19 protein-coding genes are annotated in these 22539 nt (G+C 49.0%); 17 read left to right on the forward strand and 2 right to left on the reverse strand.

The annotated features are described in order from the left end of the window. Positions 1-66: 66 nt before the first annotated feature. From KUC_RS08875 to KUC_RS08895, 5 genes are read left to right on the forward strand one after another with little or no spacing between them, the layout of a single operon-like run. Complete coding sequence (locus KUC_RS08875; protein WP_007112841.1) at positions 67-1002, forward strand: ABC transporter ATP-binding protein; 936 nt, start codon at positions 67-69, stop codon at positions 1000-1002. After that, positions 999-1760, forward strand: a complete 762-nt coding sequence (locus KUC_RS08880) for an ABC transporter permease (protein ID WP_007112842.1) — start codon at positions 999-1001, stop codon at positions 1758-1760. The genes KUC_RS08875 and KUC_RS08880 overlap by 4 nt, the downstream gene beginning before the upstream one ends. A 34-nt stretch (positions 1761-1794) precedes the next feature. Further along, positions 1795-2808 carry a nucleoid-associated protein gene (locus tag KUC_RS08885; RefSeq protein ID WP_007112843.1) on the forward strand — a complete coding sequence of 338 codons (1014 nt, stop codon included), beginning with the start codon at positions 1795-1797 and terminating at the stop codon, positions 2806-2808. Positions 2809-2844: 36 nt separating this feature from the next. Next, positions 2845-3309, forward strand: a complete 465-nt coding sequence (locus KUC_RS08890) for a tellurite resistance TerB family protein (RefSeq protein ID WP_007112844.1) — start codon at positions 2845-2847, stop codon at positions 3307-3309. Beyond that, on the forward strand, positions 3302-3895 hold the full coding sequence (locus tag KUC_RS08895) for an exopolysaccharide biosynthesis protein (protein WP_007112845.1): 594 nt from the start codon (positions 3302-3304) through the stop codon (positions 3893-3895). Before KUC_RS08890 ends, KUC_RS08895 begins: the two co-directional genes overlap by 8 nt. A gap of 154 nt (positions 3896-4049) precedes the next feature. On the opposite strand, the gene KUC_RS08900 is transcribed toward KUC_RS08895, so the two are convergent. After that, positions 4050-5072, reverse strand: coding sequence for a serine hydrolase domain-containing protein (locus KUC_RS08900; protein ID WP_007112846.1), 1023 nt, complete (start codon positions 5070-5072; stop codon positions 4050-4052). A 204-nt stretch (positions 5073-5276) separates the two neighbouring features. On the opposite strand from KUC_RS08900, the gene KUC_RS08905 reads away from it, so the two are divergent. Continuing rightward, positions 5277-5573 (forward strand): helix-turn-helix domain-containing protein, encoded by a 297-nt coding sequence (locus KUC_RS08905; RefSeq protein ID WP_007112847.1) that lies wholly within the window; start codon positions 5277-5279, stop codon positions 5571-5573. After that, the gene (locus KUC_RS08910; RefSeq protein ID WP_007112848.1) at positions 5570-6808 is read left to right on the forward strand and encodes a type II toxin-antitoxin system HipA family toxin; all 1239 of its coding nucleotides are present in this window, start codon (positions 5570-5572) and stop codon (positions 6806-6808) included. The genes KUC_RS08905 and KUC_RS08910 overlap by 4 nt, the downstream gene beginning before the upstream one ends. Before the next feature lie 405 nt (positions 6809-7213). On the opposite strand, the gene KUC_RS08915 is transcribed toward KUC_RS08910, so the two are convergent. Further along, a complete protein-coding gene (locus KUC_RS08915; protein WP_007112850.1) occupies positions 7214-7555 on the reverse strand; it encodes a hypothetical protein in 342 nt (113 codons plus the stop codon). A gap of 208 nt (positions 7556-7763) precedes the next feature. On the opposite strand from KUC_RS08915, the gene KUC_RS08920 reads away from it, so the two are divergent. From KUC_RS08920 to pseF, 10 genes are all read left to right on the forward strand, one after another. Further along, entirely contained in the window at positions 7764-9089 is a 1326-nt protein-coding gene (locus KUC_RS08920; RefSeq protein ID WP_007112851.1) for a UDP-glucose dehydrogenase family protein, read from the forward strand. A 230-nt stretch (positions 9090-9319) separates the two neighbouring features. After that, positions 9320-10675 carry a flagellar filament capping protein FliD gene (fliD, locus tag KUC_RS08925; RefSeq protein ID WP_007112852.1) on the forward strand — a complete coding sequence of 452 codons (1356 nt, stop codon included), beginning with the start codon at positions 9320-9322 and terminating at the stop codon, positions 10673-10675. A 174-nt stretch (positions 10676-10849) separates the two neighbouring features. Next, positions 10850-12202: a flagellar filament capping protein FliD gene (fliD, locus tag KUC_RS08930; protein ID WP_040480017.1), complete on the forward strand. Its 1353-nt coding sequence runs from the start codon at positions 10850-10852 to the stop codon at positions 12200-12202. Between the two features lie 158 nt (positions 12203-12360). After that, a complete protein-coding gene (locus KUC_RS08935; RefSeq protein WP_040480020.1) occupies positions 12361-13242 on the forward strand; it encodes a flagellin N-terminal helical domain-containing protein in 882 nt (293 codons plus the stop codon). Positions 13243-13439: 197 nt separating this feature from the next. After that, positions 13440-14321, forward strand: coding sequence for a flagellin N-terminal helical domain-containing protein (locus KUC_RS08940; protein WP_040480023.1), 882 nt, complete (start codon positions 13440-13442; stop codon positions 14319-14321). Between the two features lie 251 nt (positions 14322-14572). Then, the gene (locus tag KUC_RS08945) at positions 14573-15454 is read left to right on the forward strand and encodes a flagellin N-terminal helical domain-containing protein (RefSeq protein WP_007112856.1); all 882 of its coding nucleotides are present in this window, start codon (positions 14573-14575) and stop codon (positions 15452-15454) included. Positions 15455-15671: 217 nt separating this feature from the next. Beyond that, a complete protein-coding gene (locus KUC_RS19320; protein ID WP_007112857.1) occupies positions 15672-20111 on the forward strand; it encodes a glycosyltransferase in 4440 nt (1479 codons plus the stop codon). After that, on the forward strand, positions 20111-21109 hold the full coding sequence (gene pseB, locus KUC_RS08955; RefSeq protein WP_040480453.1) for a UDP-N-acetylglucosamine 4,6-dehydratase (inverting): 999 nt from the start codon (positions 20111-20113) through the stop codon (positions 21107-21109). Before KUC_RS19320 ends, pseB begins: the two co-directional genes overlap by 1 nt. Before the next feature lie 75 nt (positions 21110-21184). Continuing rightward, positions 21185-21820 (forward strand): pseudaminic acid biosynthesis-associated methylase, encoded by a 636-nt coding sequence (locus KUC_RS08960; protein ID WP_007112859.1) that lies wholly within the window; start codon positions 21185-21187, stop codon positions 21818-21820. A 20-nt stretch (positions 21821-21840) separates the two neighbouring features. Next, entirely contained in the window at positions 21841-22527 is a 687-nt protein-coding gene (pseF, locus tag KUC_RS08965) for a pseudaminic acid cytidylyltransferase (protein WP_040480027.1), read from the forward strand. The last annotated feature ends 12 nt before the right edge of the window (positions 22528-22539 follow it).

Here is a 22539-nt window from a genome sequence, read left to right on the forward strand (position 1 = left end):
CTCTTAATTGCGCCTAAAAGGCCGTCAAGCGTCGCGGTCACTTGACCGCGGCGTGAGGAGTACGCCTTGAACGACCCGATTATTACCATTAACGGCCTGAACAAAACCTACGAGGGTGGCTTTCAGGCGTTAACTCATATTGATTTAACCATTCAACGTGGCGAGATATTTGCTTTGCTTGGCCCCAACGGGGCAGGTAAAACCACGCTGATCAGTGTGGTATGCGGCTTGGTTAACCCCACCGCTGGCCATGTGCTGGTCGACGGGTTTGATAATATTACCCACTTTCGCCAGGCCCGCGAGCGCATTGGGCTAGTGCCCCAAGAGTTAACCAACGAAGCGTTTGAAACCGTCTGGAACACCGTCAGTTTCAGTCGTGGCTTGTTTGGCAAAGCGCCCAATCCTGAGCATATCGAAAAAGTGCTCAAGTCGTTGGCGCTTTGGGATAAGCGCAACAACCGACTCATGACGCTCTCCGGCGGTATGAAGCGCCGCGTGTTAATCGCCAAAGCGCTCTCCCACGAGCCGCGCATACTGTTTCTGGATGAGCCCACTGCTGGGGTCGACGTTGAGCTGCGCCGGGAGATGTGGGAAGTCGTGCGTCAACTGCGCGATAACGGCGTGACGATTATTTTGACCACCCACTACATCGAAGAAGCCGAAGAAATGGCCGACCGTATCGGCGTTATCAATCGCGGTGAGCTGGTGCTGGTGGAAGAAAAAGCCGCGTTGATGAGCAAGCTTGGCAGCAAACAGCTAACCCTGAATTTGCACAGCCCGCTAACGGATATGCCTGCTAATCTGCAGCGCTTTGAGCTAAGCCTGGCCGCTGAAGGGTATGAGCTGATCTATACCTACGATGGCAGTCAGGATGAGGATGGCCACGGTATTTCCGAGCTGTTGACAGCACTAGAGCGAGAGGAGATTACCTTCAAAGATCTCAATACTCGGCAAAGCTCGCTTGAAGATATTTTCGTCGACCTGGTTAAGGAGCGCGCATGAACCTTCATCCTATTCGCGCTATTTATATGGCGGAGATGGCGCGTACGCGCCGCACGCTATTGCAGAGTATTGTTTCGCCGGTTATCTCTACCTCGCTCTACTTTGTCGTTTTTGGTGCCGCCATTGGTTCGCGTATTAGCGAGATCAACGGCGTCAGCTACGGTGCCTTTATTGTGCCGGGGCTGATTATGCTGATGCTGCTCACCCAAAGCGTCTCAAACGCCTCGTTTGGGATTTTCTTTCCCAAGTTTTCGGGCAGTATTTACGAGCTGCTGTCGGCGCCTATCTCGCATTTAGAGATTGTGATTGGCTACGTAGGGGCGGCGGCCTCGAAATCGATTCTGTTGGGGCTGATTATATTGGCTACCTCAGGCTTGTTTGTACCGCTGGAAATCGCCCATCCGTTTTGGATGCTAACGTTCCTGGTGCTAACCGCCGTCACCTTTAGCCTACTCGGTTTTATCATCGGTATTTGGGCCGATGGCTTTGACCGGCTGCAGCTGGTGCCGTTGTTGGTGATTACCCCGCTGACCTTTTTAGGTGGCAGCTTCTACTCTATCGATATGCTGCCGCCGTTTTGGCAAACGGTTACCTTGGCAAATCCGGTGGTGTACCTGGTGAGCGGCTTTCGCTGGAGTTTTTACGGTATCAGCGACGTTAGTTTGGCGGCCAGTGTGGGCATGATTACGCTGTTTCTCGTGGCTTGCTTGGTCGCGATTGGTTGGATTTTCCGTACCGGTTATCGCCTTAAGCCCTGACCCTTTTTTAAACTCTGGAAGCTAGTAGACCTTTATGCCACTACTGCAAAGTATTGTGCACCGTCTCGATCCGACGCTTGACGGTGAGCGCCTAACCCTAACCGCTGCACCCCCATCAGAACAGGCTCATACCAGTGACGACTCGGTGATGGCGAGCCTGGTGGGTGCGCTCAACGATACCTACAACACCAAACCGAAAGGTTGGGGGCGCTTTGCCGAAGAGGGTGATCTGGCAGGGCCGCTTGCCATGTGGCTGCGCGACTATTTGGCAGGTGATAAAAGCTTTGATGAGCTTTCCGTTGCGCTGGCTGAACGGCTCGCCAAGCAGCTTCAAGAGCAGCTGTCAGTGAGTGGTTACTTAGTGATCAGCCACCAGCGCCAGGGCGATACCGAAACGCTGTTGTTTGCCTTAGTGCACCAGCGCGAAGGGATTGGCATTAACGATGACCACCACGCGGTGCCCGCCGCCCAGCTCAATACCAGCCAGCTTACCCTGGCGGCGCGTATCAACCTTACCCAGTGGCAGAGCGATGCGCCGAATGCCCAGTATGTCTCGTTCTTAAAAGATCGCGGCGGTAAAAAGCTAGCCGAAGGTTTGGTTGCCTTGCTAGGTATGGAAGAGGGCGTTGATGCCCCAGCGGAAACCCGCACGCTGCTGAAAGCGTTTAGTGACTACGTCGAGAAAGAGGATTACGACGACGAGGTGAGTCGTGAAAAAACCGACACGCTGGTGGACTACGCCAACGAACAGTTGCGCCGCGGCGAGCCAATGACGCTGGAAGAGCTTTCCGGGCTGGTGGACGAACAGCAGCCCAAAGCGTTTTACGACCATATACGCAACGCCGATTACGGGCTATCGCCGGAGATTCCCCCCGATAAGCGCACCTTGAGCCAGTTCCGCCGCTTTACCGGCCGAGCGGGCGGCGTCTCGATTAGTTTTGATTCCCACCTGTTGGGCTCAAGCATCGAGTACGACGCCGCCCAGGATCGCCTGATTATCAAGCAGGTGCCCAAACAGTTAAAAGAGCAGCTTACCAAGAAGGATTGAGGTAAGGACGACGCTGCATCTACCTAGGAGTCCCCTATGCTGAATGCAATTAGTGATTTCTTCCAGCGCACCCTGGCACAACCCGAGCAGCGCGAAAATCAAACGCTCACGTTGGAGCTGGCTACTGCCGCACTGCTGTGTGAAATCGTTCGCGCCGACTACGAAAACACCGACGAAGAGCTTGCCGCGCTGCGCAGTATGCTAATCGAGCGCTATCGGCTAAGTGCAAGTGATGTGGACGAGTTGATGACGCTGGCGCAAGCCGAAGTAGATGAGGCCGTCGATCACTACCAGTTTGTTAGCTTGATCAAAGAGCACTATAACTACGACCAGCGCTGTGAGCTGGTCGCGCAAATGTGGCAGCTGGCCTGGGCCGACGGCAACGTTGACCCGTTAGAAGAGCACCGTATTCGGCGTTTGGCGGACTTGCTGCATGTTAGCCACAGCGATTTTATCCGTACCAAACTGCACGTAGAGGAGCGCAATAAGCCCGATGCATAACCGTAACGAAGACTCGAATTTAATGGATCTAATCAGCTCGATTGAGCATATGGAGCAGGATGCTTCGCGGGTTAGCGTTGACGATGTTGTTCATGCAGTGGGGCGGCGCTCGTTTGGGCCGCTGCTGCTGGTTGCCGGGCTGATTACGCTCGCCCCGATTATTGGCGATATACCTGGCATGCCGACCTTAATGGCCGCATTGGTGCTGCTGGTTTCCGTACAGCTGCTGGCGGGGAGTGAAGCGTTTTGGTTGCCAGGTTGGCTGCTGAAGCGTTCGATTTCCCAGCAAAAGTTCGATAAAGGCATTCAGCTGATGAAAAAGCCCGCCCGCTGGATAGATGGGCTATTGCGAGTACGGCTACCTTGGCTGACGGGCTACATCGGCATTCGGGTGACCGCCGTGGTGTGTTTATTGATCGCCCTGGCGATGCCGCCGATGGAGTTTATTCCTTTTTCGGCCAACGGTGCAGGGCTGGCGCTTACGCTGCTAGGGTTAGGCTTGGTCGCTCGCGATGGTATCGCGCTGCTGCTGGGGTTCGCGCTGTTCGGCGCCACTTGTGTATTGATCACAATGAGCCTGATATAACTGATTTTGTGGAGTTTCGTAGCCGCCATTCGCGGGTGCCTCGTTGCTTGTTCCTCGCAAACTCGTTACCACGCGCTATTGGATATGCAATTATCTGATTTAGCAGGCTTTTGTAGCGCAGCATAAGCATCTGCGCACCCGCGACCCGACTGCGCTACTCATTATTTTCTGCTAACAAACCTTCTAACAGCCTGTTTAACCGCTGCTGGAACTGGCCGCCCGGCGAGGGTGGGTTAGGGTCGGAGGTGATCACTACGGTCATCTTACGCTCTGGAATAACGAACAGCGCCTGGCCGCCGTAGCCACGCCCGTAGTAAATATCTTCGCCTGCTAGCTGGGTAATAAACCAACCGTAGCCGTATCCATCGCCTGTCCAGCGCGATGTGCCACGCGGCTGCCATGATTGTTCCACCCAGCCCTCCGGCAGAACGCGCTGCTCGTCTCCTGCCTCATTACCCACGATGCCATCATTCCGATACAGCTCGCCCACTTCAATTAACGCACGCGGCGCGAGCTGCATATCATTGCCGCCAAAATAGATGCCTTGCGGGTCGCGTAGCCACGGGCGAATGGTGATATTGAGCGGATCGCCTAATAAGCGCTGGGCAAGTGCATGGGTTGTCTCGCCGCTGGCGTGGGTGAGCGCGGCGGAAAGTAGGTGGCTGGTACCGGTGGAGTAAAGCATTCGCCCTCCCGGCTCGTCCACGAATGGGCGCATCATTGCATCGTTTACCCAATTGGCGCTAGCCACCCAAGCGCCGTAGTTGCTGCCCGAAGTACGCTCCAGCCCCGCCTGCAGGGCGAGTAAGTGAGCAACGGTAATCTCCCCAACTCGCGGATCAATACCGCTAGGTAGATGCTCGCCAAACAGTTCCACCATGGGTTGATCAGTTGATTCAATGATGCCCGCCTCAATCGCCGCACCGGTAATGGCAGCCAGTACGGTTTTAGACAGCGACTTAATGTTGGCAGGTGAGGCCACCCCCGGCCCACCCTGGTGCAACTCGTGGATAATCTCACCATCGTAGGCCACCACCACGCTGTGTACGCGGTTTAGCTGGCTGGTTTGCTGGTCTAGCGTCTGGAGTGCGTTTGTAGAAGGTTCATTAGCGGCTACATAGGGGGTGGGGAAAAACGAAGTAACAACAAACGAAACAAGCAAAGCAGTAGCGCGCATCGCAACTCCTTCGGTATAAGTGGCAAAGGTTCGAGGTTTAGAAGTAGCAGAGGTTCCACACTAGCTAGTCGCTCGAAATAAGGCTAGGTTGAACTTTCTAAAGCTGGCGTCGAATATCTATATTTTAAAAGGTCATATTTGATTTTTTATGACAATTTTACGTTTATAATAGTGTATAAATGAGCTTTTATAGAGAGGTTTTCTATGGCCCTGACTCACTCTCTGCTTGCCCCTGGTGAGCTGGCCCAACAGGTCGGTGCCAACGCACGGGAAACGCGGCTGGCGCAGAATCTTTCCCGTAAAACCTTGGCGCAGATGGCAGGTGTGTCCGAGTCCACCATTAAACGATTTGAATCCAGTGGGCAAATAACCCTCGATGGCCTAGTGCTGATTGCTACAGCGCTGGGCGCCACTCGCCAAATCGCCGAGCTATTCAAGCATGAGCACCCCCTATCACTTGAAGAGGTCAAGCAGACAGGGCGCGCCCGGGGGCGAAAATGAAGCGGATCAACAGCGTAGAGGTGCTGTTAGCAGGTAACCCTGTGGGGGAACTGGTCGCTAGCCGACAGGGCATCTACTTTGCCTATCACCCCCAATGGGTGGGGGAAGGCTTCAATTTGTCGCCCCTGAACATGGATTTTACTACCCAACCACAGAAGGCGCCTGATCCACTTCTTTTTGCTGGTCTACCGGGAGCATTTTCTGACTCTCTGCCGGATGGCTGGGGTATGCTGCTCATGGATCGTTATTTCCTTGCCGAGCATGGCAAAGGTCGGAGAGATATTTCCCCTCTAGACCGGCTCGCTTACATGGCTGACAGGGGGATGGGGGCATTGGAGTATCGCCCCGTTATTGAGCGTACCGCTGACAAAGAGAATATTGACCTAAGCCAACTCTATCAGGCATCTAATGCTGTCTACGAAGGGGAAACCGCGACCACTCTGGATGCTCTGCGATTGGCCGGTGGTTCTCCGGCGGGAGCCCGACCCAAAGTGATCGTTGCTTTATCCCCGAATGGTAAGCAGTGCAGTACATCTTTCCAGGAACTTCCTGCGGGCTATCAACACTGGCTAGTGAAATTCCGGGCGCCAACCGAGCATCGTGACACCGGCGCCATCGAGTATGCCTATTCGGTGTTGGCAGAGCGTGCGGGGGTGAAAATGGCCGCGAGCCAGCTGATTGAGATCAACGCTTCAACGGGGGTCGAACGCTTCTTTTCTGCCCAGCGTTTTGATCGCAACGGTAATCGCAAAATTCACATGATGACCGCTAGCGGCATTCTCTATGCCGATTACAGCGCTCCATCGCTGGACTACTCCGATCTATTGAAAGCAACCAACGCTTTTACGCGCGATGCGGAAGACGTTGAGCGTATGGCGAGGCTGATGGTGTTCAACGCCCTGACCCACAACCACGATGACCACGCTAAGAATTTCGCTTTTTTGCATGACCAGGGGCGATGGATGTTAGCGCCGGCTTATGACCTGACTTACGCCCCTGTGCGGGGCTACGCAGATGAGCACACCACGTCTATCAGCGGTGCAGGCTTGGCGACCCGCAAAAAGCTCAAACAGGTTTGCGCTCCCTTCCGGTACTTAAATCCGGATCTCTATATCGAGCAAACCCTTGATGCCCTTTCCGGCTGGTCGTCCCTTTGCCGTGAATTGGAAATCGATGCTCAGCAGCAAACAATGATTCAGCGCGCTTTCAACGAGAACCGCAAACGCCTTGGATAGCACTAGGGATGCTAGCCGATGATAATCACACTGCGGTCACGCGAGCACAGTCACTTTCTAAACAGTCACTTTCTATCAGTGAAATGCAACGACATTACGCAAAAGCAGAAAAAGCCTGCTAGGATGGGTGTGTTGGCTCATGGGTAAGCAAGCCTTTGATTTCCCTAAAACGCAATAAGCAAGGAGTGCCCTATGCGTAATATTATCTACATTATTGGTCTTATCGTGGTTGTGTTGTTCATCCTTTCGATGCTCGGTCTGCGCTAACAGCTAAACGCTGGTCTCAAAAAAACACGCCAAGAAAAACCGCCCGAAGCGTTCGCTTACGGGCGGTTTTTTATTAGCTCTTTTGATCAGCTATTATGACTGGCTGTGTTGATTAGCGATGCTTGGCAACAAAATACATTAAGCGCAGTCGGCAGCCCCCTGGCCGAACATATCAAACATTATTTCGCGGCCGAGACGAGTTAACACAAAGCGGCCATACTCATTGAAGCTGGCGGCTTCACTGGCTTCCATTACCTTCTGGCAGGTTGCCCAGGTGGGCGATGCTGCACTCAATGTGAGCAATTCACGGCGGGCTAAACCGCGCTGGGGCAAGGTAATGGTTTCAAGCACATGGCCGTTATCGTAGAGCAGCTCAGCGGCAATCGATAAGCATTGGCGAAGGCTGCGCTGAACATTCGCGGCTGTTGATAGCCCATTAGCTGCTTGTGATGAAGGCTCTTTCGTTAGTTCTGAAGTCATAAGTCCCGGAGTCATAGCATGTTCTCCTGCGGTCAGCACCAAATCGGGCTTGTTGCAGCGCATTATAAACCAATGAGGGTATTAGACCAAGGTCTATAAGCAAGAACGGCCTTTCTGCTATTGAACTCATCAATGCTCAGCCAATGTGCTACGCTCGCTATCATGTGTTGTTGTGAGTTAATCACGTATTTTAGCGAGTCAATAAGTCATGCAGATCAGTGTATTCGGAACCGGTTATGTCGGCCTTGTTGCAGGCGCTTGTTTAGCCGATGTTGGCCATCAAGTCACCTGCATGGATGTTAACGCTGAGCGCATTGATCAGCTTAATGGCGGAGAAGTGCCGATTTTTGAGCCTGGGCTAAGCACCATCGTTGCCCACAACGTAGCGTCTGGACGTTTACGCTTTACTACCGATGCTGCCCAAGCGGTAGCCGATGGCCAACTGCTGTTTATCGCCGTAGGAACGCCGCCCGATGAAGATGGCAGTGCCGACCTACGCTATGTATTAGAGGTGGCGCGCACTATCGGCCAGCATATGGATAGCTACAAGCTAGTGATTGATAAGTCGACCGTGCCGGTGGGAACCGCCGAAAAAGTTCACGCGGTGATCGGCGATACGCTCAAACAGCGCGGTGCATCCGTTGAGTTTGATGTGTGTTCGAACCCAGAGTTTATGAAAGAAGGGGCGGCGATTGAAGACTTTACCCGTGGTGCGCGCATTATCGTCGGCACGGAAAGCGAGCGGGTAAAAGCTCACATGCAAGAGTGCTACGCCCCCTACAATCGTAACCACGAAAAACTGATATTTATGAGCGTGCGTGCCGCCGAGCTGACCAAATACGCCGCCAACGCCATGCTCGCCACCAAAATAAGCTTTATGAATGAGATTGCTAACCTTGCCGAACGGCTCGACGTGGACGTTGAGGACGTACGCCGGGGAATTGGCAGCGACCCACGAATTGGCTACCACTTTATCTACCCTGGCTGTGGCTACGGCGGCTCCTGTTTCCCCAAAGACGTCCAGGCATTAGAGCGTGCCGCGCGTCAATTAGGCTATACGCCGGAACTGCTCGGCGCCGTCGAAGCGGTTAATTTGCGCCAAAAGCAGACCCTATTCACAAAACTGCAAGATAACTTAGGCAATCTAAGCGGTAAAACCATTGCCGTATGGGGCTTAGCTTTTAAACCCAGCACAGATGATATGCGCGAAGCGCCAAGCCGCACGTTAATGGAAGCACTCTGGCAAGCGGGTGCGAAGGTGCAAGCCTTTGACCCCGAAGCCATGGCGGAATGCCGCCGAATTTATGGCGAGCGGGATGATCTCATGCTGGCAGGCGACCGGATTCAGGCCGTGAAAGGCGCCGATGCCTTGGTTATCTGCACCGAGTGGAAAGAGTTCCGTAGTGTAGATTTCGCTTGGTTAGCTGGCCAACTGGCTGAAAAAGTCGTCATTGATGGGCGTAATTTATACACACCCAGTGCCGTCGAAGAGGCTGGGTTGCGTTACATAGGGGTGGGAAGAAAGAGTAATTAGAATGCAGCGTTACTAACGATATATTAATAACGCCTCATTCATGTATTACGGACCGTTACTTGGAATTACGTCTTAATACGAAAAAAACAGCCAAATATTCAAGTTATAGTTCACTTGGTCGTTATATTAAGGTAATTGTATTAGAAATAGTGTTACGCATCACTTCATGAATAAGCAGTAATTTAAAGCATCAAGCGTAGCAACACGTATTTAAAAAAGGTATTGGTTTTATGGCTGCTATTACATCACTAGGCATCGGTTCTGGCTTGGATCTGAACGGCTTGCTTAAAGAGCTAAAAACGGCAGAGCAAGCGAAGCTTGAGCCCATTCAACAACAGCTCCAGTCTGAAGATGCAAAAATATCCGCTTATGGTACGTTGCAAAATGCACTTGAGCAGTTTCAAAGCTCTGCTGAGGCCCTCAACAAAACGTCTTCATTCGAGAGTCTGACAACCAATGTCGATGGCAGTGCTGTTGGTGCTGTTAGCAGTAATGAGGCTCAGCCTGGTCAATATGAAGTGCAAGTCGGCCAGTTAGCTACAGCTAGTAGCCTGGTAACAGAGCGTTTGGAAACAGCAGATGAAAGCATAGTGACTGGGGAGCAGTCATTAACCTTTACTCTTGCTGATGGGGCCATGGATCCAATTACCATTGCCGATGGCAGTTCCCTTGAAGACATGCGTGATGCCATCAATGAACAGAGCGATGGTCGCTTAAGCGCCTCAATTATTAATGATGGCGAAGGCTACCGGCTTTCCGTTAATGCTACCGATACCGGTGCGGACGCGAGTATTGAAAGCACCAATTTTTCAAACATTCTCGCTGGTGACGTCACCACTTCTGATGCCCAGGTGGTTCAGGAAGGACAGGACGCAGAGTTTAACGTCAATGGAATCGATATCGTTAGTCCTACCAATCAAGTTGAGGGCGCTATTCAAGGCGTTACCTTGAACTTATCGGAGGCGGACGCGACGAGCACAGTAAGCGTGGAGCAGGATAGCGAAGCTATCCGCGAGCAAGTCACCGCTTTTGTTGACAACTTCAACACGCTCAAAGATACCATTACTAGCTTGACAGCTTATGACGCTGATTCGGGCCGAGCGGCAGGGCTGAATGCTGATGCAGCAACTCGCGCTGTTGAAAGGGAGTTGCGTCAAACCATTAGCAGTGTTGTTGGGGGAGATGGCTTTAGCGTGTTGTCGGATGTAGGTATTTCGCTTCAAGTAGACGGCAAGCTGGAGATTGATGAAGACCAATTAGACAGCATTGTGGCTAATCAGCCGGATCAGCTTGCTAGCTTTTTTGCAGGGGATAGCGAGGAGGGTGGCATGGCAGGCCAAATTGCCTCATCGCTTGAAAGCTTGGTTGGAACAGGTGGACGTCTTGAAAATGCTGTTGAATCATCTGAAAGGCGCTTTGCTTCGTTAGAAGAACGTTTTGCGACCACTGAAAGCCGTATCGAACAAACTGTAGAGCGTTATCGAACGCAGTTTCAAGCAATGGACAGCATGGTGGCGCAAATGAACCAAACCAGCGCCTATTTGACCCAGCAGTTTGCCGTGCTGGGGCAGCAAAACCAAAATTAAATAGATAAACAAGCAAAATTAATGACATATGAAAAGCCCAGCACATAGTGTTGGGCTTTTTTTTCGATAGCTTCAATTAGTAATAGCTTAAAAAAGCAAGATCGCTAAAGTTTATCCGCCAGCAGCCGATAATTTTCATAGATACTTTATCTACTACTTATAAGGAACTGAGTCATGGCTTCGATAACTGCACTTGGTGTGGGCTCTGGGCTGGATCTCGCTGGTTTGGTTGACCAGCTTAAAGCGGCCGAAAAGCAAAAGCTTGTGCCTATTTTAGAGCAGAAAAGTGCTCAGCAGACCAAGATTTCTGCCTATGGGCGCCTTGAATCAGCGATGGATAGGGTGCAAACCTCTATTGCTGCGTTGAACGATGCCGCTTCATTTAAGCAACAAAAAAGCACCGTTACTGGCGAGGGTGTGCTGGCGACCGCAGGCGAAACCGCTAATGCCGGGCGCTATGAAGTCACCGTTACTCAACTGGCTCGCGCAGGCAGCGCTGCCTCCAACAGCGTAGCGCTAGATCAAGAGCTAACAGCAGCCGATGCGACCCTGACGCTTGAATTTGGTGCTGGTGGTACACAAACAAGCTACGACGTTGATATTTCAGCAGGTAGTACGCTTGCAGATGTTCGTGACCAAATCAATGCGGATAAAGAGTCTGGCGTCACCGCTTCTCTCGTTAATGATGGTACTGGGTATCGCTTAGCGTTGAGCTCAAAAGAGACGGGCGAAGAGGCATCACTCACTGGTTTCTCAGGCTTGGCTTCACTAACCATGGATGCAGCCACCCTGCGTACCGGTCAGGATGCAGAGCTGAACGTTAACGGTATTGCCATTACCAGTAAAACCAACCGAGTTGAAGAGGCAATTCAAGGCGTAACGCTTGACCTCACGGCGGCTTCTGGTGACCCGGTTACGCTAGTCATTGAGCGTGATGAAGAGTCGCTGAGAGGAGCCATTGACGAGTTCGTTAAAAACTACAACGAAATGAAATCCACCGTTGGCAGAATGACCGCCTACAACGGGGAAGGCGAAACATCGGGCGAGCTGGTGGGCGACCGCACCGTTCGTACTATTGAAGACCGCCTACGTCGGGATATAACAGACAACCTCGGAACTGGCGATATTTCACGCCTTTCTCAACTGGGCATCGCCATTGATGAGAAGGGACGACTTAAAGTCGATGAAGATAAATTGGCTGATGCGGTAACGAATAACCCTGAAGGACTGTCTGCTTTTTTTGCGGGTGAAAATGAAGAAGGTGGTTTTGCAGGACGATTAAACGCCACGCTTGAAGGTATCACTGCAGAAAACGGTATTATCCAAAGTTCAGTGACTAGCGCCCAGCAGCGGGTTGACAGCCTGGATGTACGCAAGCTGCGTATGGAGGCAAGTATCGAGCGAAGCACAGAGCGTTACCGCCAGCAGTTTGGGCAATTAGATGGCTTGATCGCCCAAATGAACTCTATGAGCAGCTATCTCTCCCAGCAGTTCAGCATCCTGGGTAACATGCAAAAAGGTAATTAACCAGGCAGTTGAAAGGTAGTTGCGAAAGTTACATTGGGTTGCAAAAAAAACAGTAATTTTTCTAAAGAAATTGGTGGGGATGCCGTTAATTATCATAACGGCACTGCAAGCGCCGCAAAGCAGGCCATTAGGCCAGTTCATCTCCAAGGAGTGCTCACATGTCTGTAATCAACACTAACATTACTGCCCTAATCGGCCAGAATAACTTGTCAAATTCGCAGTCTATGCTGGCCAAGGCGCAAGAGCGTCTGTCATCTGGCCTGCGCATCAACAGCGCTTCTGACGATGCCGCTGGTCAAGCTATCGCCAATAAAATGACGGCCCAGATCAAAGGTATGGATCAGGCTAGTCGTAATGCTAGCGACGGCATCTCCCTGGTGCAGACCATGGAAGGCGGTCTAGACCAAGTTAACGACAACCTGCAGCGTATCCGTGAGCTGGCTGTACAGGGCGCCAACGATACCAACACCAAAGAAGACCGCGCAGCTATTACTACAGAGATTAATGAGCGTCTGGCAGAAATCGACCGTGTGGCTAACAGCAATAACTTCAACGGTACCAATCTGCTAAGTAGCGGCGGTGCCACGTTGAATATTCAGGTCGGCTCCAATACTTCAGATAATGATGTTATTGAAGTCGATACGGTCAATGCCACCGTTGCCGGTCTCGGTCTTGAGGCAGTGGCGTCTGGTAGTACAGCAGCGGCTGTGACTGGTGGTGAATTCGTGGTTGCGGATGCATCAGGTGGCGCTACTCACACTGAATTCCAGAATCTGATTAATGCTGTTGATGAGGCAACTGAAGGTCTGGATACTAACCGCGCTACTTTGGGTGCGACCCTAAACCGTTTTGATTCGGTAATTGATAACCTATCGACAACATCGACTAACCTTTCTGAAGCCCGTTCGCGTATCGAAGATGCCGACTACGCGGTGGAAGTGTCTAACATGACGCGTGCGAACATTCTCCAACAGGCGGGTACTTCCATGCTGGCACAGGCAAATCAGACACCGCAGTCCGTACTGTCTTTGCTGGGCTAAGTTCTTAGCCTGTAACGCGTTAAAAGAATGTATCGACGGGGCCAGCTGGCCCCGTTTTTTTTGCTGTAAATGTTATTTACATTTAAACAGGCATTTTTTGCTAAAGAATTGGGCCGGGCAGCCGTTAATTATAATAACGGTGATACAAACACCGCAAAGCAGGCCAATAGGCCAGTTAATCTTCAAGGAGTGCTCACATGTCTGTAATCAACACGAATATTACGGCTCTGATCGGCCAGAACAACCTGTCCAACTCACAGTCTATGCTGGCCAAAGCGCAAGAGCGCTTGTCTTCTGGCCTGCGCATCAATAGCGCTTCAGACGATGCTGCTGGTCAAGCCATCGCCAACAAAATGACGGCCCAGATCAAAGGCATGGATCAAGCTAGCCGTAATGCTAGCGACGGTATCTCGCTGGTGCAGACCATGGAGGGTGGCCTTGATCAAGTTAATGACAACCTTCAGCGTATTCGTGAGCTAGCAGTGCAGGGTGCCAACGATACCAATACAGCAGATGATCGTGAAGCCATCACGACCGAGATCAATGAGCGTTTGGCTGAAATTGACCGTGTGGCTGGGAGCAATAACTTCAACGGCACTAGCTTACTGAACCTGGATTCTGGCGCCGGCAGTAGCTTAAGTATTCAGGTTGGTTCTAACACTGAGGCTGAAGATGTTATTACTGTAAATACGGTCGATGCGACTGTTGCTGGCCTAGGGCTGGCTTCTGGTAACTCTGCTGTTACAGCCTCTACGTTTGACTCCACTGCTGTTTCTGCTGCTAGTGGTGGTGCTGCCCAAGCCTTTCAGAATCTGATTGACTCGGTAGATGCTGCGACTGAACAGCTAGACACCAACCGCGCAACGTTGGGTGCTACCCTAAACCGTTTTGACTCAGTGATTGATAACCTTGCCACGACGTCGACTAACCTCTCTGAAGCTCGTTCGCGTATTGAAGATGCCGATTACGCAGTGGAAGTGTCTAACATGACGCGTGCTAATATTCTTCAGCAGGCCGGTACGTCCATGCTGGCACAGGCTAACCAGACACCACAATCTGTACTGTCTCTGCTGGGCTAATACCCCTAGCCAGTAATGTTTCAAAAGATTGTAACGACGGGGCCAACAGGCCCCGTTTTTATTTAAGGCAGATATCCCTGAATTCGATGTCAATAAGCAGTTGTCGCATCAATTATCTGGCTTACAGTCGCTTACATAAAAAGGACGGTTTTTTCTAAAGAAGTCGCTGGGGGAGCCGTTAATTATAATAACGGCAACGCAAGTGCCGCAAAGCAGGCCGCAAGGCCAGTTAATCTTCAAGGAGCACTCACATGTCTGTAATCAACACGAATATTACTGCCCTGATCGGCCAGAACAATCTGTCCAACTCTCAGGACATGCTGGCCAAAGCACAAGAGCGTCTGTCTTCTGGTCTGCGTATCAACAGCGCTTCAGATGATGCCGCTGGTCAGGCCATTGCTAACAAAATGACGGCCCAGATCAAAGGCATGGATCAAGCTAGCCGTAATGCTAGCGACGGTATCTCGCTGGTGCAGACCATGGAAGGTGGTCTTGATCAGGTCAACGACAACCTGCAGCGTATTCGTGAGTTGGCGGTACAGGGTGCCAACGACACCAACACTGCAGACGACCGCGCGGCCATCGAAACTGAAATTAATGAGCGCCTAGCTGAAATTGATCGTGTGGCTGGTAGCAATAACTTCAACGGTACAAATCTGCTGAGTTCTGGCGGCACTTCTTTGAGTATTCAGGTTGGTTCTAACACTGAAGCAGAAGATGTTATTGAAGTAGATACAGTCAACGCCACTACCGAGGGTCTTGGCCTGGTAACTGGCTCAAGTGGTTCACTTACAGTCACTGCTGGTGCCACTGTGCTAAATGGGACTGGATCAGGTGGTGCAATTACGCATGACGATTTCCAAAACGTAATTGACGCGGTCGATGCATCTACAGAGTCATTGGATACCAGCCGCGCAACGTTGGGTGCTACCCTTAACCGCTTTGATTCGGTAATCGATAACTTAGCGACGACGTCTACTAACCTCTCTGAAGCTCGTTCGCGTATTGAAGATGCCGATTACGCAGTGGAAGTGTCTAATATGACGCGTGCTAACATTCTCCAGCAGGCGGGTACTTCCATGTTGGCACAGGCTAACCAGACGCCGCAATCTGTGCTGTCTCTGCTCGGTTAATATCTTAGCCAGGAAGTAACGAATGTAACGACGGGGCCATCAGGCCCCGTTTTTGTGTGTTTAGAGGCTACTATAGTTTGGCATTTAAACTTACTCTCATCTCTGGGCGGCACTGATCGGGAGAACACCTACTTAAATATGGGCGCATTCGCGCCTTTGCACACCACGCTAGCACAGTAAGATAGGTAAATTGTCATTTTTCCGTGTGAGCCGATTCATGGTTAAAACCACTACCACGCCTGCTACTCAAAAACGCAAACCCCGCCTGCTTTGGGCTAATCCTTTCTGTTTATTGGATACCTCCAGCGGTGCCAGTATGACCGTGCGCCAAATGCTGCTGCAATTGGTTGCGCATGGCTACGATGTCCAAATTCTGGGTGCGACCGTATTCGACAACACCAAGGGGATGGGGCGGCTCAAAGAGCAATTCCCAGACTTAAGCACCCATCTGCATAAATTGATTGAAGCCGAGGACGGCCCACTGACTCACCAACTGGTAGTTAGCTATAGCCACAATCGTAATCACTTTACTACGCATGAAGAAGGGCTTTGGTACAGCCAGTACCTTTATCTGCTAGATTCCTTTAAGCCAGATGTGGTGTGGTTCTATGGTGGGCAAACCTTAGACATGCTAATTGCCGATGAAGCGCGTGATCGTGGGATTCCGGTCGCTTTCTATCTGGCTAACGGCAGCTATAAAGCACCCCGTTGGTGTCGTGATGTGGATTTGATACTGACTGATAGCCAAGCCACGGCGGATATGTACCGAAAAACGGTAGGCTATATGGCCAAGCCGGTGGGCAAGTTTATCGCCCCAGACAGCTTTGTCGCCGAACAGCATGAACGTAAGCGTCTGCTGTTTGTTAACCCTAGTTGGCAAAAAGGCGCGAGCGTATTTGTTCAGTTGGCAGAAAAGCTGGAGCGAGAAAGGCCTGATATTGAGCTTGAGGTGGTAGAAGCACGGGCTGACTGGCCCGCCGTGCTGCGGGATACCACACGCCGAATGGGTAAGCAGCGTAGCTCATTGGGCAATGTGACCGTGACTGCGAACACAAGTGATATGCGGAGCCCTTATAGCCGTGCCCGTGTGGTGATGGCGCCTAGTTTATGGTGGGAAAGCTCGGGGCGTGTGCTGGCAGAGGCCATGCTTAACGGTATTCCGGCGCTTATTACTAACCGCGGTGGCATGCCCGAAATGATCGGCAACGCCGGTGTCGCCTTTGATTTTCCGGATGCTTGTTACGAAGAACCTTACCAGCATCTGCTTAGCGATGAAGAGCTTCAACCGATCGTTGATGCAGCCATTAGTTTGTTCGATGATGAAGACCTGTACCAGGATTATGTGACTCGTGCTTTGCAGGTAGGCAAAGAAAAGCATCACATTGACCGGGCAACCGACAAGTTGCTTACCGCGCTAACGCCCCTGGTCGGGCTGCGTGCTGGTAACAAAGATTTTGCAATTACTCAGAAAAAGCGCCACCGTCAGCGTCTAGCTAGCCGTGCCACCAAGCCAGAGTTCAAGGTTGATAACTCACTGCCGCAGCTGGTTAGCGCCAAACAACCCAGCGCTAAGCGGGGTAACGCTGAGCACCAGGCTAACCGTTTGACGCTTACTGATGATTTTACCTGGCAAATCAAAGGTAAAATTATGGTGCTCGACAACCGCGCCAGTCTTATCAAAAGTGGCCTTGCCGACCAAATGGCGGCTACGGAAGCCTTTGGCATAGTCGCTTTTGACCCTGCCAGCGAAATAAAAGATACCAAGCAGTACGAAGGTAGCGAGTACATACAACTGTTTCAGCATGCCTTGCTCGGCGACGGTAAAGCAGCAACACTTAACGCCTGTGTGGCTGCCGAAATGAGTAGCATTCTTACCCCGCTACCGGTTGAACAACTTCCCAAACGTCACCACCTAGGCGCAAAGCCACTGGCTGAACTGCCGATTAATACTGTGGCGCTGGACAGTATTGACGGCCTGGGTAACCTTGACTGGTTGATTCTTGACGAACTAAGCGATGCCATAGCCGTGCTGGAGCATGGTAAAAAGTCACTTATACATACACTACTGATTCAGGCACGCGTCGCCTTCCAGCCTACCCATGAACATCAGCCTAGCTTTGCAGAACTACAGCACTGGGCCAGTCGCAATGGCTTCCGTTTCTACCGCTTTCATAACATTAGCCATTACAGCCATTTGCCAGAAAAGCTAAATGCCCACTCTCCTTGTGCCACTGAGCAAGAAAGCGCCGATGTTCTATTCCTGCCTAGCCACGAGCGCATGGCTACTCTAAGCGAGAAAGAAAGGATGAAGCTAGCCTTTATCCTAAGTGCTGGCTTTGCAGCACATGACATTGCTTTTGAGCTAATAGCAGATGTTGGTCAAGACAAGGCGCTGGAGTTTCTTGAAGCGCAAAATTTATTGCCACGTGTTTCTAATTCGCTTGAAAGTAGTGATGAGCAGACTCAGTCGCCAACTCATCCCATGAGTAGTAATGATTTTAGTGCTGATGTTAAAAAAGTTAGCGATTCAACCTTGTATGAGCGCAATATACAAGAAATTATTAATAATAAAGACTGCACAAAAGTGGTTCAGGTAGGTGCAAACGATGGATGCATTAACGATCCTATCTATGAAGTTGTTATGCGCAATAAGGATAAGACCAAGGTTCTTCTTATTGAGCCACAGAGTAATATCCTCGAACATTTAGAGAGAAACTATGCTCTTCACCCCGAAGCACACATTGCTAATTATGCTGTCGGCCCTGATGCACTACTAAACCTTTATCGTATCAAACCAGCTTATTATGGCTTGTTCACAAAGAGATATTTACACGATTCGCCTAATTACCGTGTGCCAAGCGGATTTTCTTCTTTTGATAAAAAACATGTTGTAAAACACGCAGAAGGGAATTTGCCTAAAAATACCAATATAGATGATGCTATAGAAAAGCTTGAAGTGCCTTCACATGACCTTTTGACTATTCTAGATACCGCTTCTTGGGAAGAGCAACAAATCGATATTTTGCAGGTCGATGCTGAAGGGATGGATGATAAAGTTATTTATTCCTGTAATATCGAAGTGACCCAGCCACAGCTGATTAACTTTGAAAGGGCTCATTTGTCCCACGAAGCATACAGTAATTTGTGCATTTATCTTTCAGGCTTGGATTACGTATTATATAACTATAGTAGTTTAGATACTTTGGCAGTAAGAAAAGTATCTTCGTCTTTGGATGGAGAAAGTGTTTTAGTTAATGATATGCCTCTTCAACAGGCAGTGCAGGAGCTTAAAGAGAAATCAACTTATCAAATTACTAAAAGATTAGGTGAGCTTTATGAATTTTCTCGAAAAGTATTAACTGAAGAGCTAAATGTAATTCATGGGTTAGATAAAAGTGAGCGATTCTGGGAGATATTGTTGCATTATTTTTTGGGGCAACGCTTTGTCTCAAGGTATATTTCTCGGTGGAACAATGGTCTTCTTAACGCTTCTCCAGATGCCGAAGAAATACTAATGAATTTTCCTTTTAGAACGTTTAGAGAGTATATGAATAGAACAGAGACGCTTATCGGGCCATCGTCTCCTTATGTGGTTGATAATGTTATCCCATCTGATGTAAAAATTAGGCAGTTAGTGGGAACATCCACTTTTGAATCCCTTAATATTAAGGCAAAGAAAGTTAGTGATCTTCTGGATGGCTATGAATCAAAAAATAAGCCTATAGCTTATAACCTGGGTGTGCATAATCCTAAATATTGGAAAGCTAAATATAAATCTAACGGTGTTGAATTTGTAGATGTACCTGCTTTTGATACTTTTGTGGCAGATAAAATCGATCAAGAAGCCCGTTATAAGCTTGCCAAGTTAGATGAGATAAAGCCAGCTGAAGGCTATGACGGGTTTTGGGCAAGCTTGGCGCTGTGTTTGCCTACAGAATTGCTTGAAGACTTTAAGCCTCTTTATCAAGTGACTGAAAAGATTTTGGAAGGCCGAAAACCCGACTTTCTTTATTCAGCGTTGTTACCCACAATTACTTCTCGATTAATAGCAGCTATTTTAACTGAGAGAGGTGTGCCGCTATATCTTCACCAGCATGGGGGCGCGTACGGGGAATATCCGAGCCATCCTCCGACATCTTTTGAAAAAAGAATGTCAGATTTGTATTTTACCTGGGGGTGGGGTGGCAGTAATGCTGTTCCAGAAAAGCCACACAGGCTAATTGCTTTGAAAAAAGAGTTCTCCAAGTTAAAAAGAAATCCAAAGGAAGTGTTGGTAATAGGGCCGCACAAGAGTGTGATACCTGAATACTTGTCCGGTACGGATTTGGACTACTATGGAAAAGAGGCAATAAAAGCTTTTTATCATTCTTTGAGTGACGAAGAAAAAAAATTGGTTGTAGTAAGATTGAGGCGACAACACGGTTATAGTCGAAAAGAAGAACAGAAAATGCTCTCCCTATTTCCAGGTGCTGCAGTGGACACTCAGCAACGATCCATATTACAGGCTTATGCTAACGCAAAAGAGGTTATAATCGTAAACCCTTTCACAACTTCTGTCTGGGAGTGTGAATACTTGGGAGTTCCTTACCGGGTGCTGAATCAGCCAAGCGAAGAATTTATGCAGATTCCCTCATTTATTCCTGAGGTTTACGAATGATGTTCGATCACTCAAATATCCTCATTACCGGTGGTACTGGCTCCTTTGGCCATACGTTTATCCCGATGTTGCTTGAACGCTATAATCCTAAGAAAGTCATCATTTTTTCTCGGGATGAGATGAAACAGTGGGAAATGGCCAAGCTTTTTCAAGGTGATCCACGCGTCCGCTTTTTTATTGGCGATGTACGTGATAGAGAGCGCCTTTACCGCGCACTGGACGGGGTGGATTACGTCGTTCATGCGGCGGCGACGAAGATTGTTCCAACAGCTGAATACAACCCGTTCGAATGCATAAAGACAAATGTTATCGGTGCGATGAATCTTGTCGATGCCTGCATCGATAAAGGTGTAAAAAAACTGGTGGCACTCTCAACTGATAAAGCCAGTAGTCCAATTAATCTGTATGGCGCCACAAAATTGACGTCTGATAAGCTATTCGTTGCAGGCAACCATTATGCTGGTCATAGCTCCACTCGTTTTTCTGTGGTCCGCTACGGCAATGTAATGGGCTCACGCGGATCGGTGATTCCATTCTTTATGTCAATTAAAGAAAAGGGCGTGTTACCGATTACAGATGAGCGAATGACGCGCTTTATGATTTCACTAGAAGAAGGTGTTGAGCTGGTTTGGCACGCTTTTGAAGATATGGAAGGTGGTGAAATCTATGTAAAGAAAATTCCATCAATGAAGGTAACCGACTTGGCGCGAGCGATCGCTCCGGAAGCTAAGCAAGAAATCGTCGGTATTCGACCTGGGGAAAAGCTACATGAACAAATGATCAGCGCCGAAGACGCCCATTACACCTACGAATACCCTGAACATTTCAAGATCTTACCGCAGATCAATAATTGGGACAAAGACGCTAACCGCATCAAAGACGGTAAGCTTGTGCCGGATGGTTTCGTCTACTCGAGTAATAACAATTCCGAATGGATGACTGGCTCTGATTTGCAGGCCTGGATTGAGCTGAATCGTGAGAAAATTGGTGTTATTTAAAACTAATGCGCTGGGCATGCATTAGTTTTTAGGTTTAATTACCTAATTTTTTTAATTTTTAAATCAGAGGTTTTTATGTATAAAACAGATCAAGAAAATTTTTGGGCAGGAAAGTTTGGCGATGACTATATTGGTCGAAATTCTAATAATAAAATTATAGCCTCGAATACTGTTCTTTTTTCAAAAATTATGGATAGAGTGAGCAACGTAGATTCGATTTTAGAGATGGGCTCAAATATAGGCCTAAATATCTACGCTCTTAGTAATATAATGCCTGACGTTTCATTTGATTGTGTTGAAATCAATGCAAACGCTGCAGCTTCTCTATTAACATTAAAAGAAAAGCTTGGGATTGATATAAATGTTTTTAATGAATCTATATTAGATTGGAAGCCGATTAGTAGATATGATTTGGTTTTGCTAAAGACAGTTTTGATTCATATAAATCCAGATGAGCTTGACTCTGTTTACGATAAAATATTTGAAGCTTCTTCTAAGTATATTGTTTTCGCAGAGTACTATAATCCTGTTCCGACAGAAATTGAGTATAGAGGGCATCAAGACCGACTTTTCAAAAGAGATTTTTGCGGCGAAATTATGAAAAAATTTGAGGGTAAGATAAAGCTTGTTGATTATGGCTTTGCTTATAGTAAAGATCCTTCTTTTCCACAAGATGATATTAATTGGTTTTTAATGGAAAAGTTGAACTGAATGAAGGTGCGGACGAAGATATGAATATCGCGGTTATACCTGCTCGTGGCGGTAGCAAGAGAATACCACGGAAAAATATTAAACTGTTCGATGGCCGGCCTATAATTTATTATTCTATTAAAGTAGCTCAAGATTCAAAGTTGTTTGATCATATTATTGTTTCGACTGATGACGAAGAAATCGCCGATACTGCCATTTCCTGCGGCGCTGAAGTACCATTTAGGAGACCGTACGAGCTTGCAGAAGATAGCACACCTACGGTTCCTGTTATGGCTCATGCTGTTAAAGCTTGCAACGAGTTAGGTTTTTATGCGGATTTCTTTTGTTGCATCTATCCTTGTGCCCCCTTTGTTATAAAACATGATTTGGCTGCTGGTTTGGCCCAGCTTAAAAAAATACCTGTTGACTTTGTATACCCTGTGACTGAGTTCCCTCATCCTGTACAGCGTTCAATGTATCGTTCCGAAACTGGCGAAATGAAATTTTTATATCCTGAGCATGAGCTATCTAGGACTCAAGATCTTCCAGTAACTTATCATGACACTGGCCAATTTTATTGGGGTAAAAGTAGTGCTTGGCTAGGTATGAAGCGAATGCATTCTAAAGGAGCTGGCCTAGTTATCCCTAACTGGCGAGTCGTCGATATTGATAATGAAGATGATTGGAAACGTGCTGAGATTATGTATAAAAGCATAAAATATCAATAGGATAGAAATATA

Origin of the sequence: Vreelandella boliviensis LC1, assembly GCF_000236035.1 — a bacterium.
GTDB classification, from domain to species: domain Bacteria; phylum Pseudomonadota; class Gammaproteobacteria; order Pseudomonadales; family Halomonadaceae; genus Vreelandella; species Vreelandella boliviensis.